Below are 18,575 nucleotides of genomic sequence, written 5' to 3' on the forward strand. Positions count from 1 at the left end.
CAGAGCGTGCCCGGTCAGGGCGTTCCGGGCCAAGGCGTTCCGGGGCCTGGCGTACCCGGTCAAGGCGGTCCCGGTCAGGGCGTACCTGGTCAGGGCGGTCCCGGTCAGGGTGTTCCCGGCCAGGGCCTGCCGGGCGACCGGCCTGACGTGCACGCGCCGGACGAACCGGCAGGCAACAGAACCGCCCAACTCCGCGTGCCGCCAAGGGCAGAGCCGGGACCGGTCGGAGAGCAGGGGCCGTCGCGGGAGTTCCCGCCGGGCGTCCCCCAGGGCGTTACCTGGCCGCCTCGCCAGCCAACTGGACAGCCAACGGGTCGGCCACCCGTGCTGCCGCCCGAGGCACTGCCCAGGCAACCGCAGCAGGCGCCGGTCGGCGACGCCGGGGTGGAGCCGTACGCGGCCGAGGCCGGGGATCCGCTGGTCGGCGATCCGAACGTCGGCGGTACCGCGCATCTGCGTGCCGTGCCGCCCGCGCAGGGCCCCGACGTCCCGGACGGCGCGGCCTATCCGGAAAGCGCGGCGTATCCGCCGAATGCCGCACATCCGCACAGCGCGACGGACGCCGCGCATCCGTCGCAGGGATTGCCCTTCCCTCGGCCCGCGGACGAGCCGTCCGCGGCCCCGGGGCGGCCCTCGTACGACCGGGGGGACCAGGGGACGCCCGGCGGGCCCTCGCGGTCCGGCACCGCGTCCGCCGCGCCAGGTCGGGGACGGCCTCGGCGACCCGGCGACACGCCCGGGAGTGAACGCGGTTTGCGGCGCCCGGACTCCGCCCCGGACGACACCGCGGAACAACCCCGCGTCGGAGGCGGCGGCCCCGCCCATCACGCGCGTCCCGGACGGGTGTTCGGCGCCGCCGCGGAGGGCGAGGAGCGCGGTCGGGGGTGGCGGCGCCGGGCGCGTACCGGCGAACCCGCGGCAACAGGCAGGCCGGGCGCGGCGGATCGATCCGCCGATCGGGACGGCGTCGGCCCGCCTGTCGGGGACGAGGGTGTCCCCGGCGGCACCGGAGCCGACCCGGGCGATCCGGGCCGGACCGGCGGCGACGGCAGCCACGGTGGCAGCGGTGGAACAGGTGGCACCGGCGGCCCAGGTGGCGGCGGGGACGACGGGCCCGACGACTTCGCGGAGTTGCCCGAGGACCCCAACACGCCCGAGCCCAGCGGCCGTCGCCGACTTGCCACGGCCCTGTGGCCGCCGCGCGTCAGCCGCGCCCAACTCGTCGTCGGCGTCCTGCTGTTCGCACTCGGCGCGGGTCTCGCGATCCAGGTGCGCAGCAACACCGAGTCGGACCCGCTGCGCGGCGCACGTGAGTCGGACCTCGTGCGTGTACTGGACGAACTGGAGCAGCGCACCGAGCGGTTGGACGACGAGCAGCAACGCCTCGAACTCAGCCGGGACCAGCTGGAGAACAGCAACAACCGTGCCGAGGAGGCCCGGCAGCAGACCGACCAGCGCGCCCAGGTGCTCGGCATCCTCGCAGGTACGGTGAAGGCGACCGGCCCCGGGATCACGCTGACCATCACGGACCCGCAGAACCAGGTGCGCGCGGACATGCTGCTCGACACGTTGCAGGAACTGCGGGCCGCCGGTGCCGAGGCGATCCAGATCAACCAGGTCCGCGTCGTGGCCGAGACGTTCTTCAACGAACCGGTGCTGGGCCAGATGCAGATCGACGGCCAGTCGGTGAGCCAGCCGTACGTCTTCAAGGTCATCGGCAACCCGCAGGACCTCGAACCCGCCCTCAACATCCCGGGCGGCGTCATCCGCACGCTGGAGAAGAAGCAGGCCCAAGCGGTTGTCGTGCCCTCCCAGCAGGTCGTCGTCGACGCCTTGCGGGTGCCGACGGCGCCTGACTACGCTCGCCCCGCACCGGACGCGGGCAACGGCGGCTGACCCCCGATTGATCGAGACCTGACAGAATCGGCGGCAGCGCGTCCGCACGCGGCGCACGCGGCGCGAGTCGGCTGTTTCCGGCGGGTCCACAAGGCCCACGAGGCAAGGAAGGCAGGGCGGATCCGGCATGTATCCCGAGGACCTCACGTACACGGCGGAGCACGAGTGGGTGCGCTCCCTCGGCGACGAGGACGGGACCGTGCGGATCGGCATCACCGAGTTCGCCCAGGACGCCCTGGGCGACATCGTGTATGTGACGCTGCCTCAGGCCGGTGCCGAGGTCTCCGCCGGCGAGCCGTGCGGCGAGTTGGAGTCCACCAAGAGCGTCAGCGACGTGTACGCGCCCGTCAGCGGCGTGGTCGTGGCGGTCAACGACGCTCTGGAGGCCGCGCCGGAGCTGGTGAACTCGGATCCCTACGGGGACGGTTGGATGTTCGAGGTACGCCCCGACGACCCCGCCGCGGCGGGCGCGCTCTGGGACGTCGCGGCGTATGTCAAGAGTCTGGATTCCTGAGCGCCATGCGAGGAATCCTGCGAACACGGCAGCGGCCAGGCCGTGACACCACCGGTTCCACCGACCCCGTACGGGTCGGCGGCGCCGCAACTACGACGACTCATACCTGCCCGATGGGCGGGCCAGGCTCACTCGGGGAGGTTCTCGCGTGAAGTTGTTCGCGAGGCTGTTCGGTCGTTCGCGTCGCGCCGAGCAGGAGGCACCGCAGGCGCCTGCCTCGGTGCCCTACCCCGCGCCCGGCGCGGCGCCGCAGGGCGGTGCCGGCCAGGGGCCCGACCCGCGCATGACCTCGGGCCACCCGGGTGCCCCCTACGGGGCGCCGGGCGGACCTGCGCAGCAGGGACCGTACGGCGCGCCCGCCGCCGCGCCCGCGTCCGGCCCGGCCGGAGGTGACGCGTCCGGTTCGGTGGTCTGCAGCAACTGCGGCAACCGCAACCCGGCCAACAGCCGCTTCTGCTCCAACTGCGGCAACCCGCTGCGGCCGGACGTCGAGCGCCCGTCCGAGCAGACCTCCACCATCTCGATCACCGGCATCGAGGCGCTGGACGCCGACCCGTCGGCGCCGCGCGAGGTGCTGAGCCCCGAGGCGCAGGCCGCGGTCGAGGCGCTGCCGCCGGGCACCGCACTGCTCGTGGTGCGGCGCGGCCCCAACTCGGGCAGCCGCTTCCTGCTCGACTCGGACCGCACGACGGCCGGGCGCCACCCGGAGAGCGACATCTTCCTCGACGACGTCACGGTGTCCCGGCGGCACGCGGAATTCCGGCGTACCGGCGCGGGCTTCACGGTCGCCGACGTGGGCAGCCTCAACGGCACGTACGTCGGCCGCCAGCGCATCGACGAGGTGCCGCTGTCGCCGGGCGACGAGGTGCAGATCGGCAAGTACCGGCTGGTCTTCTTCCCGAGCCGCCACGCGCAGATCGGCAGCGGGGAGTACGCGTGACCGCGGCGCCGCCGCGGACCGGCGGCGGCCGCGCGCTGGTCGGCATCGGCGAGGTCATGGCGATGCTGCGTGCGGAGTTCCCGGACGTCAGCATCTCCAAGATCCGCTTCCTGGAGGCGGAGGGCCTCGTCGAGCCGCAGCGCACCCCGTCGGGCTACCGCAAGTTCGGCCCTTCGGACGTCGACCGCCTGCGGTACGTGCTGCGTGTGCAGCGCGACCAGTACCTGCCGCTCAAGGTCATCAAGGACCACCTCGACGCGATCGACCGCGGCCTGGAGCCCGCCGAGGACGGCCTCGTGGCCTCCCTGGCAGCGGCCGACGCCGACCGCGGCGACAACCCGCACGGCGGCTCGGAGCCGACCGCCGTGGTGCTGCTGAGCCGCGCGGAGCTGCTGGCCGCGGCGGGGATAGACGAGGCGGCGCTCGCCCGTCTGGAGGAGTTCGGCCTGATCGAGCCGCGGCGGCCCGCGGCGGACACGCCGATCGTGCCCACCGCGCCCGCGGCGCCCGGCCGGGACGGCGCGGCCGACGGCGTCGCCGACCCCGCGGAGGGCCCGCGCCAGGCGTCCGGCGCGGCACCGGTCCCCGGGGCGCGCGAGGAGCCACGGGACGACGCCGGGCGTACCGCCGCGGGCCCCGACACGCCGGGCGCGGACGCCGGGCAGCCGCACGCCCGCGCCGCGACCGCCGATGCCGGCCCGCAGTACGACGGCGACGCGCTCGTCGTCGCACGGCTCGTGTCGGCGCTCGGCGAGTATGGCTTGGAACCGCGCCACCTGCGGCAGGTCAAGGCCGCGGCGGACCGCGAGGCGGCGCTCGTCGAGCAGATCGTCGCGCCGCTGCTGCACCGGCGCGGCGCGGGCGCCAAGTCCGGGGCGGAGGAGACCGTACGCGACCTTCTGTCCCTTACGTCGCGCCTGCACACCGTGCTGGTCGGAGCGGCCCTCCGACCGCTCCTGGACCGGTGAATCGTCGAATTCACATTGCCGGGTGTTTGCCGGGCGCGAAGAAAATGCGACGAATCCATGCGCGAATGGGCCCGGGGGGATCTGTGCTCCTCACCCGAGCGCGCTAGTGTGGCGATGTGAACGAGCTTGAGGTCGTGGGCGTCCGAGTGGAGATGCCTTCCAACCAGCCGATCGTGCTCCTGAAGGAAACAGGAGGCGATCGGTACCTCCCGATCTGGATCGGCCCGGTCGAGGCGACGGCGATCGCCTTCGCGCAGCAGGGTGTGGTCCCGGCGCGGCCTCTGACCCACGATCTGTTCCGCGACGTGCTCGAGGCGCTCGGCCAGGAGCTGACCCGCATCCGCATCGTCGACCTGCGCGAGGGCGTGTTCTACGCCGAGCTGGTGTTCGCGAACGGGACCGAGGTCAGTGCCCGTCCGTCGGACGCGATCGCGCTCGCGCTGCGGACCGGGACCCCGATCTTCGGTGCCGAGGCGGTCCTCGACGAGGCCGGGATCGTGATTCCGGACGAGCAGGAGGACGAGGTCGAGAAGTTCCGGGAGTTCCTGGACCAGATCTCGCCCGAGGACTTCGGCACCACGAGCCAGTAGGCGCCGCCTGTGCCGGGTCCGCCGCGGCGGACCGTGGTCGGGGCGGTGCGGGATCTCCGGGCCTGTCGCCGACGTCGTACGGGAGGCCGGTCCGCTGTCCGGCAGGCTGCCCTGTGGAGACTCCTCCCATCCGTGTCGCCGTCCAAGTCGTGGCCGCGTGCCGTCGTCGCGCGGCGGTCCCTTGGCGGTCCCTGCCGTACGCCGTGCCGCTGTCGACGCGGCAGCGATGAATCGACATTGTGCGAAAGTTCCGCGATCGGCTGCCCGCGCGCAAACGGGTGACGAAAGAATGATTTGTCGACACGCCGTCGCGGCACTCGCGGAGCGGAATTTCGTGCGCCGTTCGGGTGGCGGCGGAAGCCACCCGATTGGCCCGATTTGATCACGGGGCGACTGGAACCGACAGGTGGGCGATCGCCATGCGTACCCGGGTCGCCGTCGATTCAAACCACACTTGAGAGATGCGTCACTCGGCGTGCCGAATGCGACGGTCGTTGACGCGCTGTGGGTGACTGCCTACCGTCGAAATCGACAGTTCCGGGGGTGATCCGTGCGCGTTGCACTCCGCCGCTTGCGGCCCGGAACTCACGGCATTCCTCTCGCCGCAGGCAGGTGCGGGGAGACGAAACGGAGGTCGGCGTGAGCAGCACCGGCGATATTGCGGGCCGAGCCCGTGCGCCCCGCCCGATGCCGACCGCGACGCCGCAGGGCGCATACCCGGAGGATGTACCCGCAAGCGGGGTGGTCGACGAGGTCGGCTACCGCGGGCCGACCGCGTGTGCGGCGGCCGGCATCACATATCGACAACTCGACTACTGGGCGCGGACCGCGCTCGTCGAGCCGAGCATCCGCCCGGCGCACGGGGCGGGGACGCAGCGGCTCTACAGCTTCCGCGACATCCTGGTCCTCAAGATCGTCAAGCGGCTCCTGGACACCGGCGTCGGCCTGCAGAACATCCGCGTCGCCGTCGCCCACCTGCGCGGCCGCGGCGTCGCGGACCTCGCGGGCATGACGCTGATGAGCGACGGCGCGAGCGTGTACGAGTGCACGTCGTACGACCAGGTCGTCGACCTCGTGCAGGGCGGCCAGGGGGTCTTCGGCATCGCCGTGGGCGCGGTCTGGCGCGAGGTCGAGGCCTCGCTCGGCACGCTGCAGGGCGAGCGCACCGACACCGGCGAGACGCTGTACCGCCACCACCCCGGGGACGAACTCGCCCGCAGGCGCCGCGAGCGCGCCGGCTGAGCGGTCTCGGGGCGGTCTGTCGGCGGTGGCCGGTGACCGTCGGCCGGGAACCGCGGCGACCGCGCCGGGCGTCACTGGCCACATGGCATCTCTGGCGTCCCGGATGACTTGGGTGACCCGGCCGACCGGCCTGCTGCGCGGGCGGCGGCGGCAGCGGGTCGCGTTCCAGGCGACCGCGCTGCTCACGGTGCTCGGTCTCGCGCCGGTGACCTGGGTGTACATCGCGGGCACCGGCCGCATGCGCGGCGTCGCGGACGTCCCGCCGGCCCCCGTCGCACTGGTGCTCGGTGCGGGCGTCTGGGGCGACCAGCCGTCGCGCCTGCTGGCCCGTCGGCTCGACGTCTCGCTCGCGCTCTACCGGGCCGGGAAGGTGAAGGTCCTGCTGGTCTCGGGTGACAACGGCCGGGCGGGGTACAACGAACCCGACGTGATGCGCCGCTACCTCGTCGAGCGCGGGGTGCCGGAAGGCCAAGTGGTCGCCGACTACGCGGGATTCTCCACCTGGGACTCCTGCGTCCGGGCCAAGCGCATCTTCGGCGTCGACAAGGCGATCGTGGTCAGCCAGCGCTTCCACCTGCGCCGCGCGCTGGCGCTGTGCGACGCGGCGGGCGTGGAGGCGTACGGCGTCGGCGACGACTCGATGCACGGCGAACTGGTCGGCCCCACGCTGTTCGGCGGTGCTCGGGAGATCCTGGCGGCGTACAAGGCCGCAGGGGAGGCGGTCCTGCGTCCGGACCCGGTCCTCGGGCCCCGCGAGGCCGGCGTCGAGGACGCGCTCGCCGCGGCGCGCTGAGGCCGGAACTGTCACCCCGATGCGCCATCATCGGAGGAAATGCGTACGACACCGGGCATCCTGCACCTCGACATGGACGCCTTCTACGCGTCCGTCGAGCAGGCCGCGAAACCCAGCCTCCGCGGCAAGGCGGTCATCGTGGGCGGCGTGAGCGGGCGCGGGGTGGTGGCCACCGCCTCGTACGAGGCCCGCGTCTTCGGCGTGCGCTCGGCGATGTCGACCGCCGAGGCCCGCCGCCGGTGCCCCAATGCGGCGTTCCTCATCCCGCGCTTCAGCGCCTACCGCGAGGTCAGCGAACAGGTCATGGCGCTGCTGGGGGAGCTGTCGCCGCTGGTGGAACCGCTGAGCCTGGACGAGGCCTTCGTGGACCTGGAGGCGGGCCCGTACGGCGCGGAACTCGACACGGCCAAGGCCACCCGCCTCGCCGAACGCCTCCGCGCCGACATCCGGGCCACGACCGGCCTGACCGCGTCCGTCGGCCTCGCGCCGTCCAAACTGGTCGCGAAGATCGCCTCGGAGGCCGCGAAGCCGGACGGCCTGGTGGTCGTCGCACCCGGGGAGGAACGCGCCCTCCTGGACCCGCTGCCGGTCCGCGCCCTGTGGGGCGTCGGCCCGGCGACCGCCGACGCCATGCGCAAGGTCGGCGTCACCACCGTCGCCGACATCGCCGCCACCGACCCGGAGGAGTTGGTACGCCTCTTCGGCCAGGCGCACGGCCGCGCGCTGCACGAGCACGCACTCGGCCTGGACGACCGCCCCGTGGTCGCGGAACGCGACGCGAAGTCGATCTCGGTCGAGGACACCTTCGAGGTCGACCTCGCCGACCGTACGCGCATCGCCGCCGAACTCGACCGGCTCACCGCACGCTGCGTCGAACGGCTGCGGGCGGCCGGGCGGTCGGGGCGCACGGTGGTCGTCAAGATGCGCCGCTACGACTTCAGCACGCTGACCCGGTCCGAGACGCTGCGCGCCCCCACGGACGACCTCGCGGTGGTGCGCGAGACCGTGCACCGGCTCGCCGCCCAAGTCGACTTCACCGGCGGGTTCCGCCTGCTCGGCGTCGGCGTCACATCGCTGGCCGACTTCGCCCAGCAGGACCTGTTCGCCGGTCAGGAGGAGGTGGAGGAACCGGCGGGGGAGGGCGACACGGAGACGGCGGCGGGCGCGCGCGTGGGGGACCCCCTGAAGGGCGATGGGGGTACGGGCGGTGGACCCGACAGCCCCGCCGACGAGGCCGCGGCGGAAACGGTGGCCGATGGCGGCACAGGCGAACGTAACGGGCGCGACCACGAGCCGGACACGGTCGGCGGCTCAGGAGACCCGGATGGTCCAGGTGCTTCAGGTGGCGCCGACGGCTCGGGGGCGAGGGAGGCGGGGCAGGGCGGGGCGGAGCCCTCGGGCACAGCCGGGGAGGCCGCCGCAGACCCCGAGGCGGGTGCCTACGGAGGCGTCCCCGTCTTCCACCCCGGCCGCTTCGGCGCCACCCGCTGGCTCCCCGGCCAGGACGTCCACCACGCCGAACACGGCCCGGGCTGGGTCCAGGGCAGCGGCGTGGGCCGGGTCACCGTACGCTTCGAGACCCCCGGCTCACCCCCAGGCCGCATCCGCACCTTCCCCGTCGACGACCCGGACCTGACCCCGTCGTCACACCTGCCGCTGAGCCCGCCCGGCGATTCGACCTCCTGACGCAGCACGTCGGCCCCTGCTCCTGCCGAGGGACTGGCCGCGATGCGGCGGACGGTCCCAGGTCAGGGCGCGCCGCCGTTCAGACCCGGGTAGTTGTCCTGGATCACGCGGCGCAGACTCTCGCGCGCCGCCACCAGCGCGCGCAGCGTGTCGTCCATGGCGTCGACCATGGCCCGGATCTGGTCGACGGTGGTGCTCGGATCATTGGCACGTCTGGTGAAATCGGCCCGGTACGCCGGCACCGACGACGTCCGCGCTTCCACCGCCGCGTCGAACGAGTCCAGTACGTCCGGGCAGTAGATGCGCAACATGCTGCGGAGCGTGCGGCGGGCTGAGGCACGCCGCGCCGACCGACGCCAACGCGCATACCAGGGCGGCGCCGGAGTCAGCACCTCGTCAACGTCCTTGGTGACCCGTTTCAGGAACCTGCCCCCGGAGTTCCCCAGACCCTCAGCCCACCGGTATCCGGCTGGAGCCGGGCGGGCAGGGTCGCGAGCAACCCGGTCCTCCAAGACCCGCCGCGCGAACCAGTTGCTCTCGGCCGCACTGGTGCACCATTCGTCCACGACGACGAACAGCTCCATCAGCGCCTCACGCGCGTCCGGCCACAAAGACCCCTGCGGCTTGTTGCGCGCGGCCCGCACCCCCTGGACCACGCTGCCGCCCGCCCTGACCACCGCAGCGGCCTCGACCCCCCGTCACCATGCGGCCGCACCCCCTTCGCCGCAAACGAATCCGGTCTCCAGAGTGCCAGCCGCCAAGGCCCCGCACCGGCGGATGCCGCAGATGGCCAGAGCCTGGTGTGGCTCCAGTTCGCTGTTCCGCCTGCCTCACGACTCGACGTCCACCCCGTAGCGCCGGGCCAGCTCCACCGCGTCGAACTCGTAGCCCTGTCCCTGCGCCCGGAAGCGCCAACCCGCACCGCGCCGGTAGAACTCGCCGAGCAGGAGCACACGTTCGACGGTCGCGGCGTCAAGGACCGATCGGGTGTGCGCGGCCGCCTGGAAGGGCCCCGTCTGCACCTCTATGGGACCGACGGCATCGAACGCGCTCGTCCCGTCGACGACCGCGGCGACCGCGATACGCACGACGTCGGACGGAATCGTGTCCAGATCGATGGTGACGCCCTGCTCCGCCGATCCCATGACCTCCAGCGAGACGCCCCCGTCAGGTGTGGCCGGCTGATTCCAGAACACGAAGTCGCAGTCACCGCGTACCTTCTCGCTCGCGTCGAGCAGAAACGCGACGACGTCGACCTCGCCGTCGGGGCGGTCCCAACGCCACGACGCCTGCAGGGTCCACAGCCCCGGGCGCTCGGCGCCCGGGAGGTCGTGGACGCCGCCCCGGGGCAGCTCCCGGCACACATGCCTGTCGCCCTCGGCTGTGTCGGCCCCCGGCGGAGTCGATTCGGCGGCGCCGGTCGCGACGAACTTGGCCTCCCACGCGGCGGCGGACAGGCAGGTGATGCCGAGACCCGCGGCCTTGGCCGCGCGCGGGTCCGAACCACCCTCCGGCAGCACGATGACGATGTCGACCGACTTCGTGAGGTTCAGGCGCGGACGATGGCCGCGTTCGGCGACCAGCCCGCGCACCCGGCCGGCTTCCGCGTGCTCGCTGCGGCCGTGCAGGACCAGCACGTTGAGCACGCCGGAGGCCCGGGCCTCGACCGGCACCTCGGGGATATCCGCCATCGGCGGCTGCGGCGCGGCGGCGACGGAGGGCGGGGGGGGCGCGGTGTCCACGGGCACGTCGACGCGTACGCCCGGCCGGACGTCCGCCAGCATTGCCGCGAACGCGGCCTCGTCCACTACGGGCACGCCCTTCTCACGGGCCGCGCGATTCTTGCCGGTTCCCGATTCCGTGTCGTTCGTGACCAGCAACGACGTCTTGCGGCTCACGCTGCCGGTGACGCAGAGGCCCGCAGCCGCGGCGTCCGCCTCCAGCGTCTCGCGCGGCACCCGGGTTTCCCCGGTGAAGGCGACGCGCATGCCCTGCACGAGCATTCCTTCGTGGGCTGCGCCGGGGTTCACGTACGGGCAGGGCGGCTTGGGCGGTGCTGAGCGCTGGACCGGCAAGCGAGAGACGCCGCGCGCTCCGGGGCGCGTCAGTGGCAGCGGCAGGTCGCCTCGCGCCGCCTCGTGGAGCGCGAAACGGAAGGCCTCGGACAGCACGCGTGCATCGTCCTCGGCGTCGTGCGCCTTGAGCTGCCGGATGCCGTAGTGGGTGGCAAGGCTCGCCAAGCGCCAGTTGGGCAGCGGCAGTTCGAGCCGCTTGGCGAGTGTGACGGTGCACAGCCGTTCCTCGGCGGGCACGTTTCGTCCGAGTCGGCGGTACTCCGCGTCCAGCATCTTCCAGTCGAATGAGGCATTGTGCGCGACCACGACGCGCCCGGTCAGCAGATCGGCGAGCTCGTCCGCGATCTCCTCGAACAACGGTTGGCCGGCGAGGTCGCCGGCGGTCAGGCCGTGGACATGCACGGGCCCCGGGTCGCGGCGCGGATCCACCAGCGAGGACCAGCGGCCGGCGACCGCTCCGTGTGCGTCCAGCAGTACCGCGGCCACCGAGATGACCCGGTCCCGGGCGGTCAGGCCGGTCGTCTCCACATCCACCACCACGTAATCGCGGGGGTAAGTGGCGGGCCAGTCAGCGGTGTTGAGGGAGGTCGTCGTCACGAACCAACACGGTATCGACCGGCACACGCGCTGGTTGGCACACCCGGAAAAATGTCGAGCCTGTGAATGGCGCGGGTGGGGGTGTCCTCGCGTACGTCATCGGTGCTTGGGCAGCCCGGCTCCGACAAGCGCCACGCCGGGGTGTGGGTGTATGCGCGCCATAGGCGCGGTGTCGGTTGGGGTGCGTAGGCTCGGGGCGGTGTGCCTGCCGGATTGGGGGTGCGTCGTCGACCCGAACGAGAGAGAACCCACCCGGACCATGACTGCACCCTCCGAAAGACTCATCGGGCGCGGCCACGCGGCGGGAGTGCTGCGGGCCCAGGTGGAGCGCGCGACGGCGAGCCACGGCGGCCTGGTGCTGGTCACCGGTGAGGCCGGGATCGGCAAGACGACGCTGGTGGCCGATGCCGCGGAGGGGGCGCGGCGGCGGGGGGCGCTGGTGCTCGGCGGGTCGTGCTGGGACTCGGACAACGCGCCGGGTTACTGGCCGTGGGTCCAGGTGCTGCGGTCGTTGCGGCGGGCGCTGGGGGCGACCGAGTGGGACGGGCTCGTGCGGCCCGCGGGGCCCGGTGTGGGGGTGCTGCTCGGTGCGGGGGGCGGCGAGGAGGCCGCTGCCGGGGCGGACGGTGAGGCCGCGGGTGACGGGCTGGACGCGTTCCAGGTGTTCGACGCGGTCACCACGCTGCTGGTGTCGGTGTCCCAGGACCGCCCGGTGGTCGTCGTGCTCGACGACCTGCACTGGGCCGACTCGGCGACGCTGCGGCTGCTGGAATTCGCCGCGCAGCACGCGTGGTTCGAGCGGCTGCTGCTCGTGGGGACGTACCGCGACGCCGAGGCCGAGTCGGCCGGCCACCCGCTGCGCCCGCTGATTTTGCCGCTCGTCGCGAAGGCCACGACGGTGACGCTGACCGGTCTGGAACGGGACGAGGTCGGCGCGCTGATGGCGCGTACGGCCGGGCGCGCACCCGAGCGCGCCCTGGTCGCCGAGGTGCACCGGCGTACCGGCGGCAACCCGTTCTTCGTCGAGCAGACCGCCCGGCTGTGGACCGGCGGGGGCGACGTGTCGGCCGTGCCGCCCAGCGTCCGCGAGGCGGTACGCCGCCGCCTGTCGCTGCTGCCCGACGCCGTGGCCGAGCTGCTGACCACCGCGTCCGTGCTCGGCCGCGCGTTCGACCGCAAGGTGCTCGCCGCCGTCGCGGGCGCGCCCGACCCGCACGTCGACCGGTTGCTCGAACAGGCGGTCGCGGCCCGGCTCGTCGCGTCGTCGGGCGGCGGGCGCTTCGAGTTCGCCCACGACCTGGTCCGCGAGACGCTCTACGACGCCCTCGACGAGGCCGACGTGCGCAAGCGGCACGCCGGGGTGGTGGCCGCCGTCACCGCCTCGCCCGGCCTCGCCCGCCGCTCGGTCCCCGCGGACCTGGCCCGGCACGCGTATGCGGCCGGCCCCGAACTGGACCCGGGCCGCGCCCTCGACCTGCTCGTCGACGCGGCCAAGGAGGCCGAGGGGCGCTTCGCGTTCGAGGAAGCCGAGGGACACTACCTGCGCGCCGACGAGGTCGCCGTGCGGCTCGGCGACGTACGCCGCCGCGCGCTCGTACGGCTGGGCCTGGCCGAGATCCTGCGCCACGCCGGGGACGACCGGGCCTGGGGCCACTTCGAGGCCGTCGCCGCGATGGCCCGTACGCACGGCGACGTCGAACTGCTCGCCCGCAACGCCATCACCTTGTACCGGTACGGAGGTTCGCCGCCCTCCGGCGCCACCGCGCTGGACGTGCTGCGCGAGGCGCACACCGCCCTGATCGGCCGCGGCGACCCGGTGGCGGAAGGCCTGGCGGCGGACCGGCTGGCCCGCGAACTCGCGGTGCGGATCGCGGTTTTGGCCCGCCGCGGTGCCGACGACGAGGCGCTCGCCTTCAGCCTGTGGGCCACCCACGACACGATCTGGGGGCCCGGCACGGCCGCCGAACGCCTGCCGCTCACCGACGAGATGATCGCCGTCGGCCGCCGCTCCGGCGACGTCGAGATGGAGCTGCACGCGACCTCGATGCGCTGGGTGACACTGCTGGAACTGGGCGACCCCGGCTACCTCGACCAGTTCCGCACGTTCGCCACCCGGGCCGAGCAGGTCGGCCAGCCCCGCTTCCTGATGGCCATGGCGATCGACGCGAGCCTGCTCGCCGCGATGCGCGGCCGGTTCGCGGAGGCCGAGCGGCACTTCGACGAGGCGATGGCGGGCTTCGAGGAGAGCGACATGGCGCAGTTCCGGCAGATCCCGCTGCACATGCGGTGGTCGCGGCTCGTCGCCCAGGGGCGGTACGACGAGGCCGACGCCGAGGTCCGAGCAGGCGGCCCGGACAAGAGCCACATGCGGCTCCTCGCCGGGCTCACCGACGCCGAGACCGGGCGGTGCGGCGACGCGGTGCAGCGGCTGCGCACCATCCTGGACGAGGCGGACGGCGAGGAACCGTACGACCGCGTGTACGCCCCGCTCTGGCTCCGCTTCCAGGCAGTGGCGGCGGCGGGTTCCGGCGACCCGGAGCTGTGTGAGGGCGCCAGGGCGGCCATCGCGCCGTACCTCGACCACTGGGCGGTGTCGCTGTACGGCTGCGACATCAGCGGCCCCATGGTGTTGTGGTCGGCCGTCGTCGACGCCGCGCAGGAGCGCTGGGACGACGCCGTCGCCGGCTTCGACCGCGCCGCGCGCGACGCGGACCGCATGCTCGCCTGGCCCTGGGCGGTGATCGCCCGGCTGCGCCTGGCCGAGGCGCTGGTGCGGCGCGGCGGCCCGGGTGACGCGAAGACCGCCGAGACGGCGCTCGCGCGGGCCGAACGCGACGGGGCCGAGATGGGCATGCGCCAGGTGTCCGACTGGGCCGCGCGCGTGCGCGTGGCGGCCGACACGGGCGGCGCGGGCGCGGCGGCGGAGCCGGAGGCGTACCGCTTCCGGCTCGACGGTCCGGTGTGGGAGCTGGTGTTCGACGGCGTGACCGCGCACATGCCGGATGCGAAGGGGCTGCGGGACCTGCACCATCTGCTGGGGCGTCCGGGAGTGCACGTCTCCGCCGTGCAACTGCTCAACCCGGCCGGCGGCGACGTCGTGGTGGCAGCGCGCGGGATGGGCGGCGACGCGGTCCTCGACGACGAGGCGAAGGCGCAATACCGGCGCAGGCTGGCCGCGCTCGACGAGGAGATCGACCGGGCCGCAGGCCTCGGCGACGACGCCAAGGCGGCCGCGTTCGACGCGGAACGGGCGGCGCTGCTGGACGAGTTGCGGGCCGCGGCCGGGCTCGGCGGGCGGGCGCGCCGGCTCGGCGACGAGGCGGAGCGGGCGCGTAAGACGGTGACCGCGCGTATCAAGGACACCTTGCGGCGGATGGGGTCCGTGCACCCGGCGCTGGCCGAGCACCTGCGGGAGAACGTCACGACCGGGGCCGCGTGCTCGTACCACGCGGAACGCGGGATCGCCTGGCGCCTGTGAGGCACCGGGCGACCCCGCGTCCCGGTACGCGCATGCGCCCGCCCCCGCCGGCTCGTCACGAACCGGCGGGGGCGGGCGGGTACGGCTACTTGCGGTTGTACAGGCGCATCGTCAGCGTCCCGAAGACCGCCACGAACGCCGCCGAGAACAGCAGCACCCACAGCGTCTCGGTGGTCGCGTAGTCGCCGTCCATCAGGTCGCGCACCGCGCTCACCAGGTGCGTGATGGGGTTGACGTCCACGAACGCCTGGAGCCAGCCCGGCATCGTCTTCGGGTCGACGAACACGTTGCTGAGGAAGGTAAGCGGGAACAGCACCATCATGCTGACGCCCATGACGGACTTCTCGCTGCGCAGCAGCAGGCCGAACATGGTCCAGATCCACGAGAACGCGAACGAGAAGACCACCAGCAGCGCGATGCCCGCCAGCACGCCGAGCACGCCGCCGTCCGGGCGGAAGCCCAGGATCAGGCCGACCGCCATGATGACCGTCGAGGCCAGCACGTAGCGCAGCAGGTCGCCGAGGATCATGCCGACCAGCGCCGCGGGCCGCCAGATCGGCAGCGTGCGGAACCGGTCGAACACGCCGCGCTCGATGTCGTTGTTGAGCGACACCCCGGTGTACATCGTGATCATCACGATGCTCTGGACCATGATGCCCGGCAGCACGAACTGCAGGTATTCACTGGTCGATCCGGCGAGCGCGCCGCCGAACAGGTACGTGAACATCAGCGTCATCATGATCGGGAACGCGGTCACGTCGAACAGCTGCTCGGGGACGTGCTTGATCTTGAGCATGGCCCGCCAGCCGAACGTCACCGACGCGGACAGCGGGCCGGGCCGCGACGGGCGCTCCTTGGTGGCGAACACCGCGGCCAGGTCCTCCGCGACGACCGGCGCGGGGACGTCGGCGTCGACGTCCTTGGTGGGGGTGACGACGGTACTCATGCTGCCGACTCCTTCACGATGTCGCCGCTCTTGCCGTTGCTGCTGCCGTTGACGCTGCCGCCGTTGCTCCCGCCGCCGTTCCCGGTGCGGTCGGACGTGCGGTCGGAGGTGCGGTCGGCCGTGTGATCGGCCCTGCCCGGGTGCGTACCGCCGGTCTGCACCGAGGACTCGGTCAGGGCCAGGAAGACCTCGTCCAGGCTGGGCTGGCCCAGCGAGAAGTCGTCGACGATGATCCCGGCGCGGGCCAGTTCGGCCAGCGCGCGGGCCGCGTCCTCGGCCGCCCCCAGGTCGGTGCCGTGCCCCGGGATCGCCGCGGTCAGCGCCACCGGATCGGAGCCCAACTGCACGGACGAGCCGAGCGCGCCGATCAGCAGGCGCTCTGCCTCCTCGCGCTGGTCCGCGTCGCGCAGGCGCACATGGATCGACCCCGCCCCGACCGACGACTTGAGCTGGCCGGGGGTGCCCTCCGCGATGACCTTGCCGTGGTCGATGACCGCGATCCGGGAGGCGAGCCGGTCGGCCTCCTCCAGGTACTGCGTGGTGAGCAGGACCGTGGTGCCCTGCGCGACGACCGCGCGCACGATGTCCCAGACCTGGTTGCGGCTGCGCGGGTCGAGACCGGTGGTCGGCTCGTCCAGGAACAGCAGGTCGGGGGTGTTGAGGATGCTCGCGGCGATGTCGATGCGCCGCCGCATGCCGCCCGAGTACGTCTTGACCTGGCGGTCTGCCGCGGCGGTCAGGCCGAACACCTCCAGCAGCTCCGCGGCCCGGGAACGCGAGTAGCCCTTGTGGTGACCGAGCAGCCGGCCCAGCAGGACCAGGTTCTCGGTGCCGGTCAGGTCCTCGTCGACCGACGCGTACTGGCCCGTGAGGCTCACCCGGCTGCGGACCGCGTCGGCCTCGCGGATCACGGACTTGCCGAAGACGTACGCCTCGCCGTCGTCCGGGCGCAGCAGCGTGGCCAGCATCTTCACGGCCGTCGTCTTGCCGGCGCCGTTGGGGCCCAGGACGCCGTACACGGTGCCGGCGGGGACCCGCAGGTCGATGCCGTCGACGGCGCGGTTGGTGCCGAAGACTTTCACCAGCCCCTGCGTCTCGATCGCCAGGCCGGGGGAGTGCGTCGTCATGGTGTGTCCTCTTCGGGTCTCGTGCGGTCTCGTGCGGGTCTCGTGCGGGCCGCGGTGCGGTCGCGGTGGGTCGCTGCGGGTCGCTGCGGGTCTCGACGGGCCGTTCCCTCGATGTCTTGACCGGGATCGGCCGGGGAACTCATCGGTCCGCGCCCGACAAATCTGCGGAAGTCCAGGGGTGGTTCGCGCCCTGCCTCGGTGATCGCCGCGCGGGGCGCCGGCGGTCATGCGACGTAGGGCCTGGCCGCGCGGGCCTCGCGCAGTGCCGTGCCCCACCAGACGAGCTGGTCCAGGAGTGCTTTCGCGGCGGCCTCGGCGTCGCCGTCGGCCGGGCCGACCGGGTCCGCGATCGCCGCCAGGTCGAGCGCGACCACGTCGCGCATCGTGACGGTGTGGAGTTCTGCGAAGACCTGCCGGAGGTGCTCCACGGCCAGCAGGCCCCGTGCCTTGTAACCGTAGGAGACAAAACCGACAGGCTTGGCGCGCCACTCGTCGTACACGTAGTCGATCGCCTGTTTGAGCGACGCCGGGTAGCTGCGGTTGTACTCCGGCGTCACCACGACGAACGCGTCCGCGTCGCCGACCGCGGACACGAATCCCAGCATGTCGGTGCTCGGCCGCTCCGGCAGCCGGGCCGGGAACACGAAGTCCGCCAGGTCCACGACCACCGGCTCGAGGGCCGGGATCCGGCCCGCCAGATCCGCGATCCACCCGGCCACCCGGTCGCCCACGCGGCCCTCGCGGGTGCTGCCCACGATCACCGCCACGCGCAGCGGCACGTCCCGGTCCCCGCCTGCGAGGCCGCCGCCGGTGCCCGCGGCGTGCTCGGGGACGCCGTACTCCCGGTCGCTCATCGGGCCCTCCTCTCCCTGCCTGCCCACTACCTCTGGACTGCTTCTCCTGCACTGCTCTCACCGGTGAGGCGCGAGACGGAGTCCGGCGGTCGCGAGACCGCGTCTCGCGGGTCCCGCGGCATCGCGCGATCTTGTCCGCCGCGCGTGATCCCGTACGCGATCCCGCACTGATAGCGTTGAAGCTGCACCGAAAGCCACGCGGGAGAGTCCGGACCTCGATCCGGGCGCCGAAGGAGCAACCCCTCCCCGGAATCTCTCAGGCACCCGTACCGCGCGGCCATGGGCACTCTGGAAAGCAGTTCCGTGCACGACGGCGGGACTCACCGACGGTGAAAGCCCCGGCCCGCAGACGATGCGGCGGCGCGGGTGAAGCTCTCAGGTACCGATGACAGAGGGGGAGGCCGTAAGGCCGCGCGTACCCGCGTGACCTTCTCCGCATCTTCAGGAGGGCCTCCACTGTGAGCTCGTCGTCGCGTTCGTCGTCGCCCCGCCCGTCCGGCCCCGGCAGCCTCACCGCGCTCGAGGCCGCCGGCCCGTTCACCGGCCGGCACATCGGCCCCGACGCGGACCAGCAGGCCAAGATGCTGGCGCACATCGGGTTCGGCTCACTCGACGAGCTGACCGACGCCGCCGTACCGGGCGCGATCCGCACCCTCGACCGGCTCGACCTGCCCGAGGCGGTGAGCGAGGCGGCCGTGCACGACCAGCTCCGCGCCCTCGCGGCCCGCAACACCGTGCTGCGCCCGATGATCGGCCTGGGCTACCACGGCACCCACACGCCGCCGGTGATCCTGCGCAACGTGCTGGAGAACCCGGCCGGCTACGAAACGAGCAGTCATGACGCATCCCGAAGCGCATGCGAGCTGCAC

At 73.1% G+C, this 18,575-nt stretch carries 14 protein-coding genes, 1 pseudogene and 2 riboswitches; of the genes and pseudogenes, 10 read left to right on the forward strand and 5 right to left on the reverse strand.

Going from position 1 to position 18,575, the window contains the following annotated elements; all coding sequences use genetic code 11:
• Window positions 1-1,131 precede the first annotated feature (1,131 nt).
• The 8 genes from AB0C36_RS38545 to AB0C36_RS38580 all read left to right on the forward strand — a co-directional run bounded on the left by AB0C36_RS38545 (window position 1,132) and on the right by AB0C36_RS38580 (window position 8,629).
• On the forward strand, window positions 1,132-1,896 hold the full coding sequence (locus tag AB0C36_RS38545; protein WP_435839202.1) for a DUF881 domain-containing protein: 765 nt from the start codon (window positions 1,132-1,134) through the stop codon (window positions 1,894-1,896).
• A gap of 127 nt (window positions 1,897-2,023) precedes the next feature.
• On the forward strand, window positions 2,024-2,410 hold the full coding sequence (gcvH, locus tag AB0C36_RS38550) for a glycine cleavage system protein GcvH (RefSeq protein ID WP_358363454.1): 387 nt from the start codon (window positions 2,024-2,026) through the stop codon (window positions 2,408-2,410).
• Window positions 2,411-2,558: 148 nt separating this feature from the next.
• Window positions 2,559-3,350, forward strand: a complete 792-nt coding sequence (locus AB0C36_RS38555) for a double zinc ribbon and FHA domain-containing protein (protein WP_435839200.1) — start codon at window positions 2,559-2,561, stop codon at window positions 3,348-3,350.
• On the forward strand, window positions 3,347-4,318 hold the full coding sequence (ftsR, locus tag AB0C36_RS38560) for a transcriptional regulator FtsR (protein WP_358363456.1): 972 nt from the start codon (window positions 3,347-3,349) through the stop codon (window positions 4,316-4,318). Before AB0C36_RS38555 ends, ftsR begins: the two co-directional genes overlap by 4 nt.
• Before the next feature lie 116 nt (window positions 4,319-4,434).
• A complete protein-coding gene (locus tag AB0C36_RS38565; RefSeq protein WP_235051707.1) occupies window positions 4,435-4,908 on the forward strand; it encodes a bifunctional nuclease family protein in 474 nt (157 codons plus the stop codon).
• 639 nt (window positions 4,909-5,547) lie between these two features.
• Complete coding sequence (locus tag AB0C36_RS38570) at window positions 5,548-6,150, forward strand: MerR family transcriptional regulator (RefSeq protein ID WP_435839201.1); 603 nt, start codon at window positions 5,548-5,550, stop codon at window positions 6,148-6,150.
• Between the two features lie 103 nt (window positions 6,151-6,253).
• The gene (locus tag AB0C36_RS38575; RefSeq protein ID WP_435839203.1) at window positions 6,254-6,943 is read left to right on the forward strand and encodes a SanA/YdcF family protein; all 690 of its coding nucleotides are present in this window, start codon (window positions 6,254-6,256) and stop codon (window positions 6,941-6,943) included.
• A 39-nt stretch (window positions 6,944-6,982) separates the two neighbouring features.
• On the forward strand, window positions 6,983-8,629 hold the full coding sequence (locus AB0C36_RS38580) for a DNA polymerase IV (RefSeq protein WP_358363458.1): 1,647 nt from the start codon (window positions 6,983-6,985) through the stop codon (window positions 8,627-8,629).
• A gap of 62 nt (window positions 8,630-8,691) precedes the next feature.
• Here the strand turns inward: AB0C36_RS38580 and AB0C36_RS38585 are convergent, their stop codons facing one another.
• Together AB0C36_RS38585 and AB0C36_RS38590 are read right to left on the reverse strand one after the other, a co-directional pair.
• Complete coding sequence (locus tag AB0C36_RS38585; RefSeq protein ID WP_358363460.1) at window positions 8,692-9,285, reverse strand: hypothetical protein; 594 nt, start codon at window positions 9,283-9,285, stop codon at window positions 8,692-8,694.
• 174 nt (window positions 9,286-9,459) lie between these two features.
• A complete protein-coding gene (locus AB0C36_RS38590) occupies window positions 9,460-11,301 on the reverse strand; it encodes an exonuclease domain-containing protein (protein WP_358363461.1) in 1,842 nt (613 codons plus the stop codon).
• Between the two features lie 259 nt (window positions 11,302-11,560).
• Here AB0C36_RS38590 and AB0C36_RS38595 point away from each other — a divergent pair, with 259 nt between their 5' ends.
• Window positions 11,561-14,779 carry an ATP-binding protein gene (locus AB0C36_RS38595; RefSeq protein WP_358363463.1) on the forward strand — a complete coding sequence of 1,073 codons (3,219 nt, stop codon included), beginning with the start codon at window positions 11,561-11,563 and terminating at the stop codon, window positions 14,777-14,779.
• Between the two features lie 85 nt (window positions 14,780-14,864).
• On the opposite strand, the gene AB0C36_RS38600 is transcribed toward AB0C36_RS38595, so the two are convergent.
• The 3 genes from AB0C36_RS38600 to AB0C36_RS38610 all read right to left on the reverse strand — a co-directional run bounded on the left by AB0C36_RS38600 (window position 14,865) and on the right by AB0C36_RS38610 (window position 17,706).
• A complete protein-coding gene (locus AB0C36_RS38600) occupies window positions 14,865-15,725 on the reverse strand; it encodes an ABC transporter permease (RefSeq protein WP_358363464.1) in 861 nt (286 codons plus the stop codon).
• Window positions 15,722-16,852: an ATP-binding cassette domain-containing protein gene (locus tag AB0C36_RS38605; RefSeq protein ID WP_358363466.1), complete on the reverse strand. Its 1,131-nt coding sequence runs from the start codon at window positions 16,850-16,852 to the stop codon at window positions 15,722-15,724. Before AB0C36_RS38605 ends, AB0C36_RS38600 begins: the two co-directional genes overlap by 4 nt.
• Window positions 16,853-17,076: 224 nt before the next feature.
• The gene (locus tag AB0C36_RS38610) at window positions 17,077-17,706 is read right to left on the reverse strand and encodes an NADPH-dependent FMN reductase (protein WP_358363467.1); all 630 of its coding nucleotides are present in this window, start codon (window positions 17,704-17,706) and stop codon (window positions 17,077-17,079) included.
• A 189-nt stretch (window positions 17,707-17,895) separates the two neighbouring features.
• Window positions 17,896-17,988, forward strand: a riboswitch (glycine riboswitch).
• 2 nt (window positions 17,989-17,990) lie between these two features.
• A riboswitch (glycine riboswitch) is annotated at window positions 17,991-18,102 on the forward strand.
• A 62-nt stretch (window positions 18,103-18,164) separates the two neighbouring features.
• Here AB0C36_RS38610 and AB0C36_RS38615 point away from each other — a divergent pair.
• A pseudogene (locus AB0C36_RS38615) lies at window positions 18,165-18,575 on the forward strand (hypothetical protein); the annotation flags it as partial.

This window comes from Streptodolium elevatio, from assembly GCF_040649515.1.
GTDB classification, from domain to species: Bacteria; Actinomycetota; Actinomycetes; order Streptomycetales; family Streptomycetaceae; genus Yinghuangia; species Yinghuangia elevatio.

Excerpts from the sequence above, each read along its gene's own strand:
- gcvH (WP_358363454.1), top strand. The coding sequence starts at position 2,024 with ATGTATCCCGAGGACCTCACGTACACGGCGGAGCACGAGTGGGTGCGC.
- AB0C36_RS38575 (WP_435839203.1), top strand. The coding sequence starts at position 6,254 with ATGACTTGGGTGACCCGGCCGACCGGCCTGCTGCGCGGGCGGCGGCGG.
- AB0C36_RS38580 (WP_358363458.1), top strand. The coding sequence starts at position 6,983 with ATGCGTACGACACCGGGCATCCTGCACCTCGACATGGACGCCTTCTAC.
- AB0C36_RS38595 (WP_358363463.1), top strand. The coding sequence starts at position 11,561 with ATGACTGCACCCTCCGAAAGACTCATCGGGCGCGGCCACGCGGCGGGA.
- AB0C36_RS38600 (WP_358363464.1), bottom strand. The coding sequence starts at position 15,725 with ATGAGTACCGTCGTCACCCCCACCAAGGACGTCGACGCCGACGTCCCC.
- AB0C36_RS38605 (WP_358363466.1), bottom strand. The coding sequence starts at position 16,852 with ATGACGACGCACTCCCCCGGCCTGGCGATCGAGACGCAGGGGCTGGTG.
- AB0C36_RS38610 (WP_358363467.1), bottom strand. The coding sequence starts at position 17,706 with ATGAGCGACCGGGAGTACGGCGTCCCCGAGCACGCCGCGGGCACCGGC.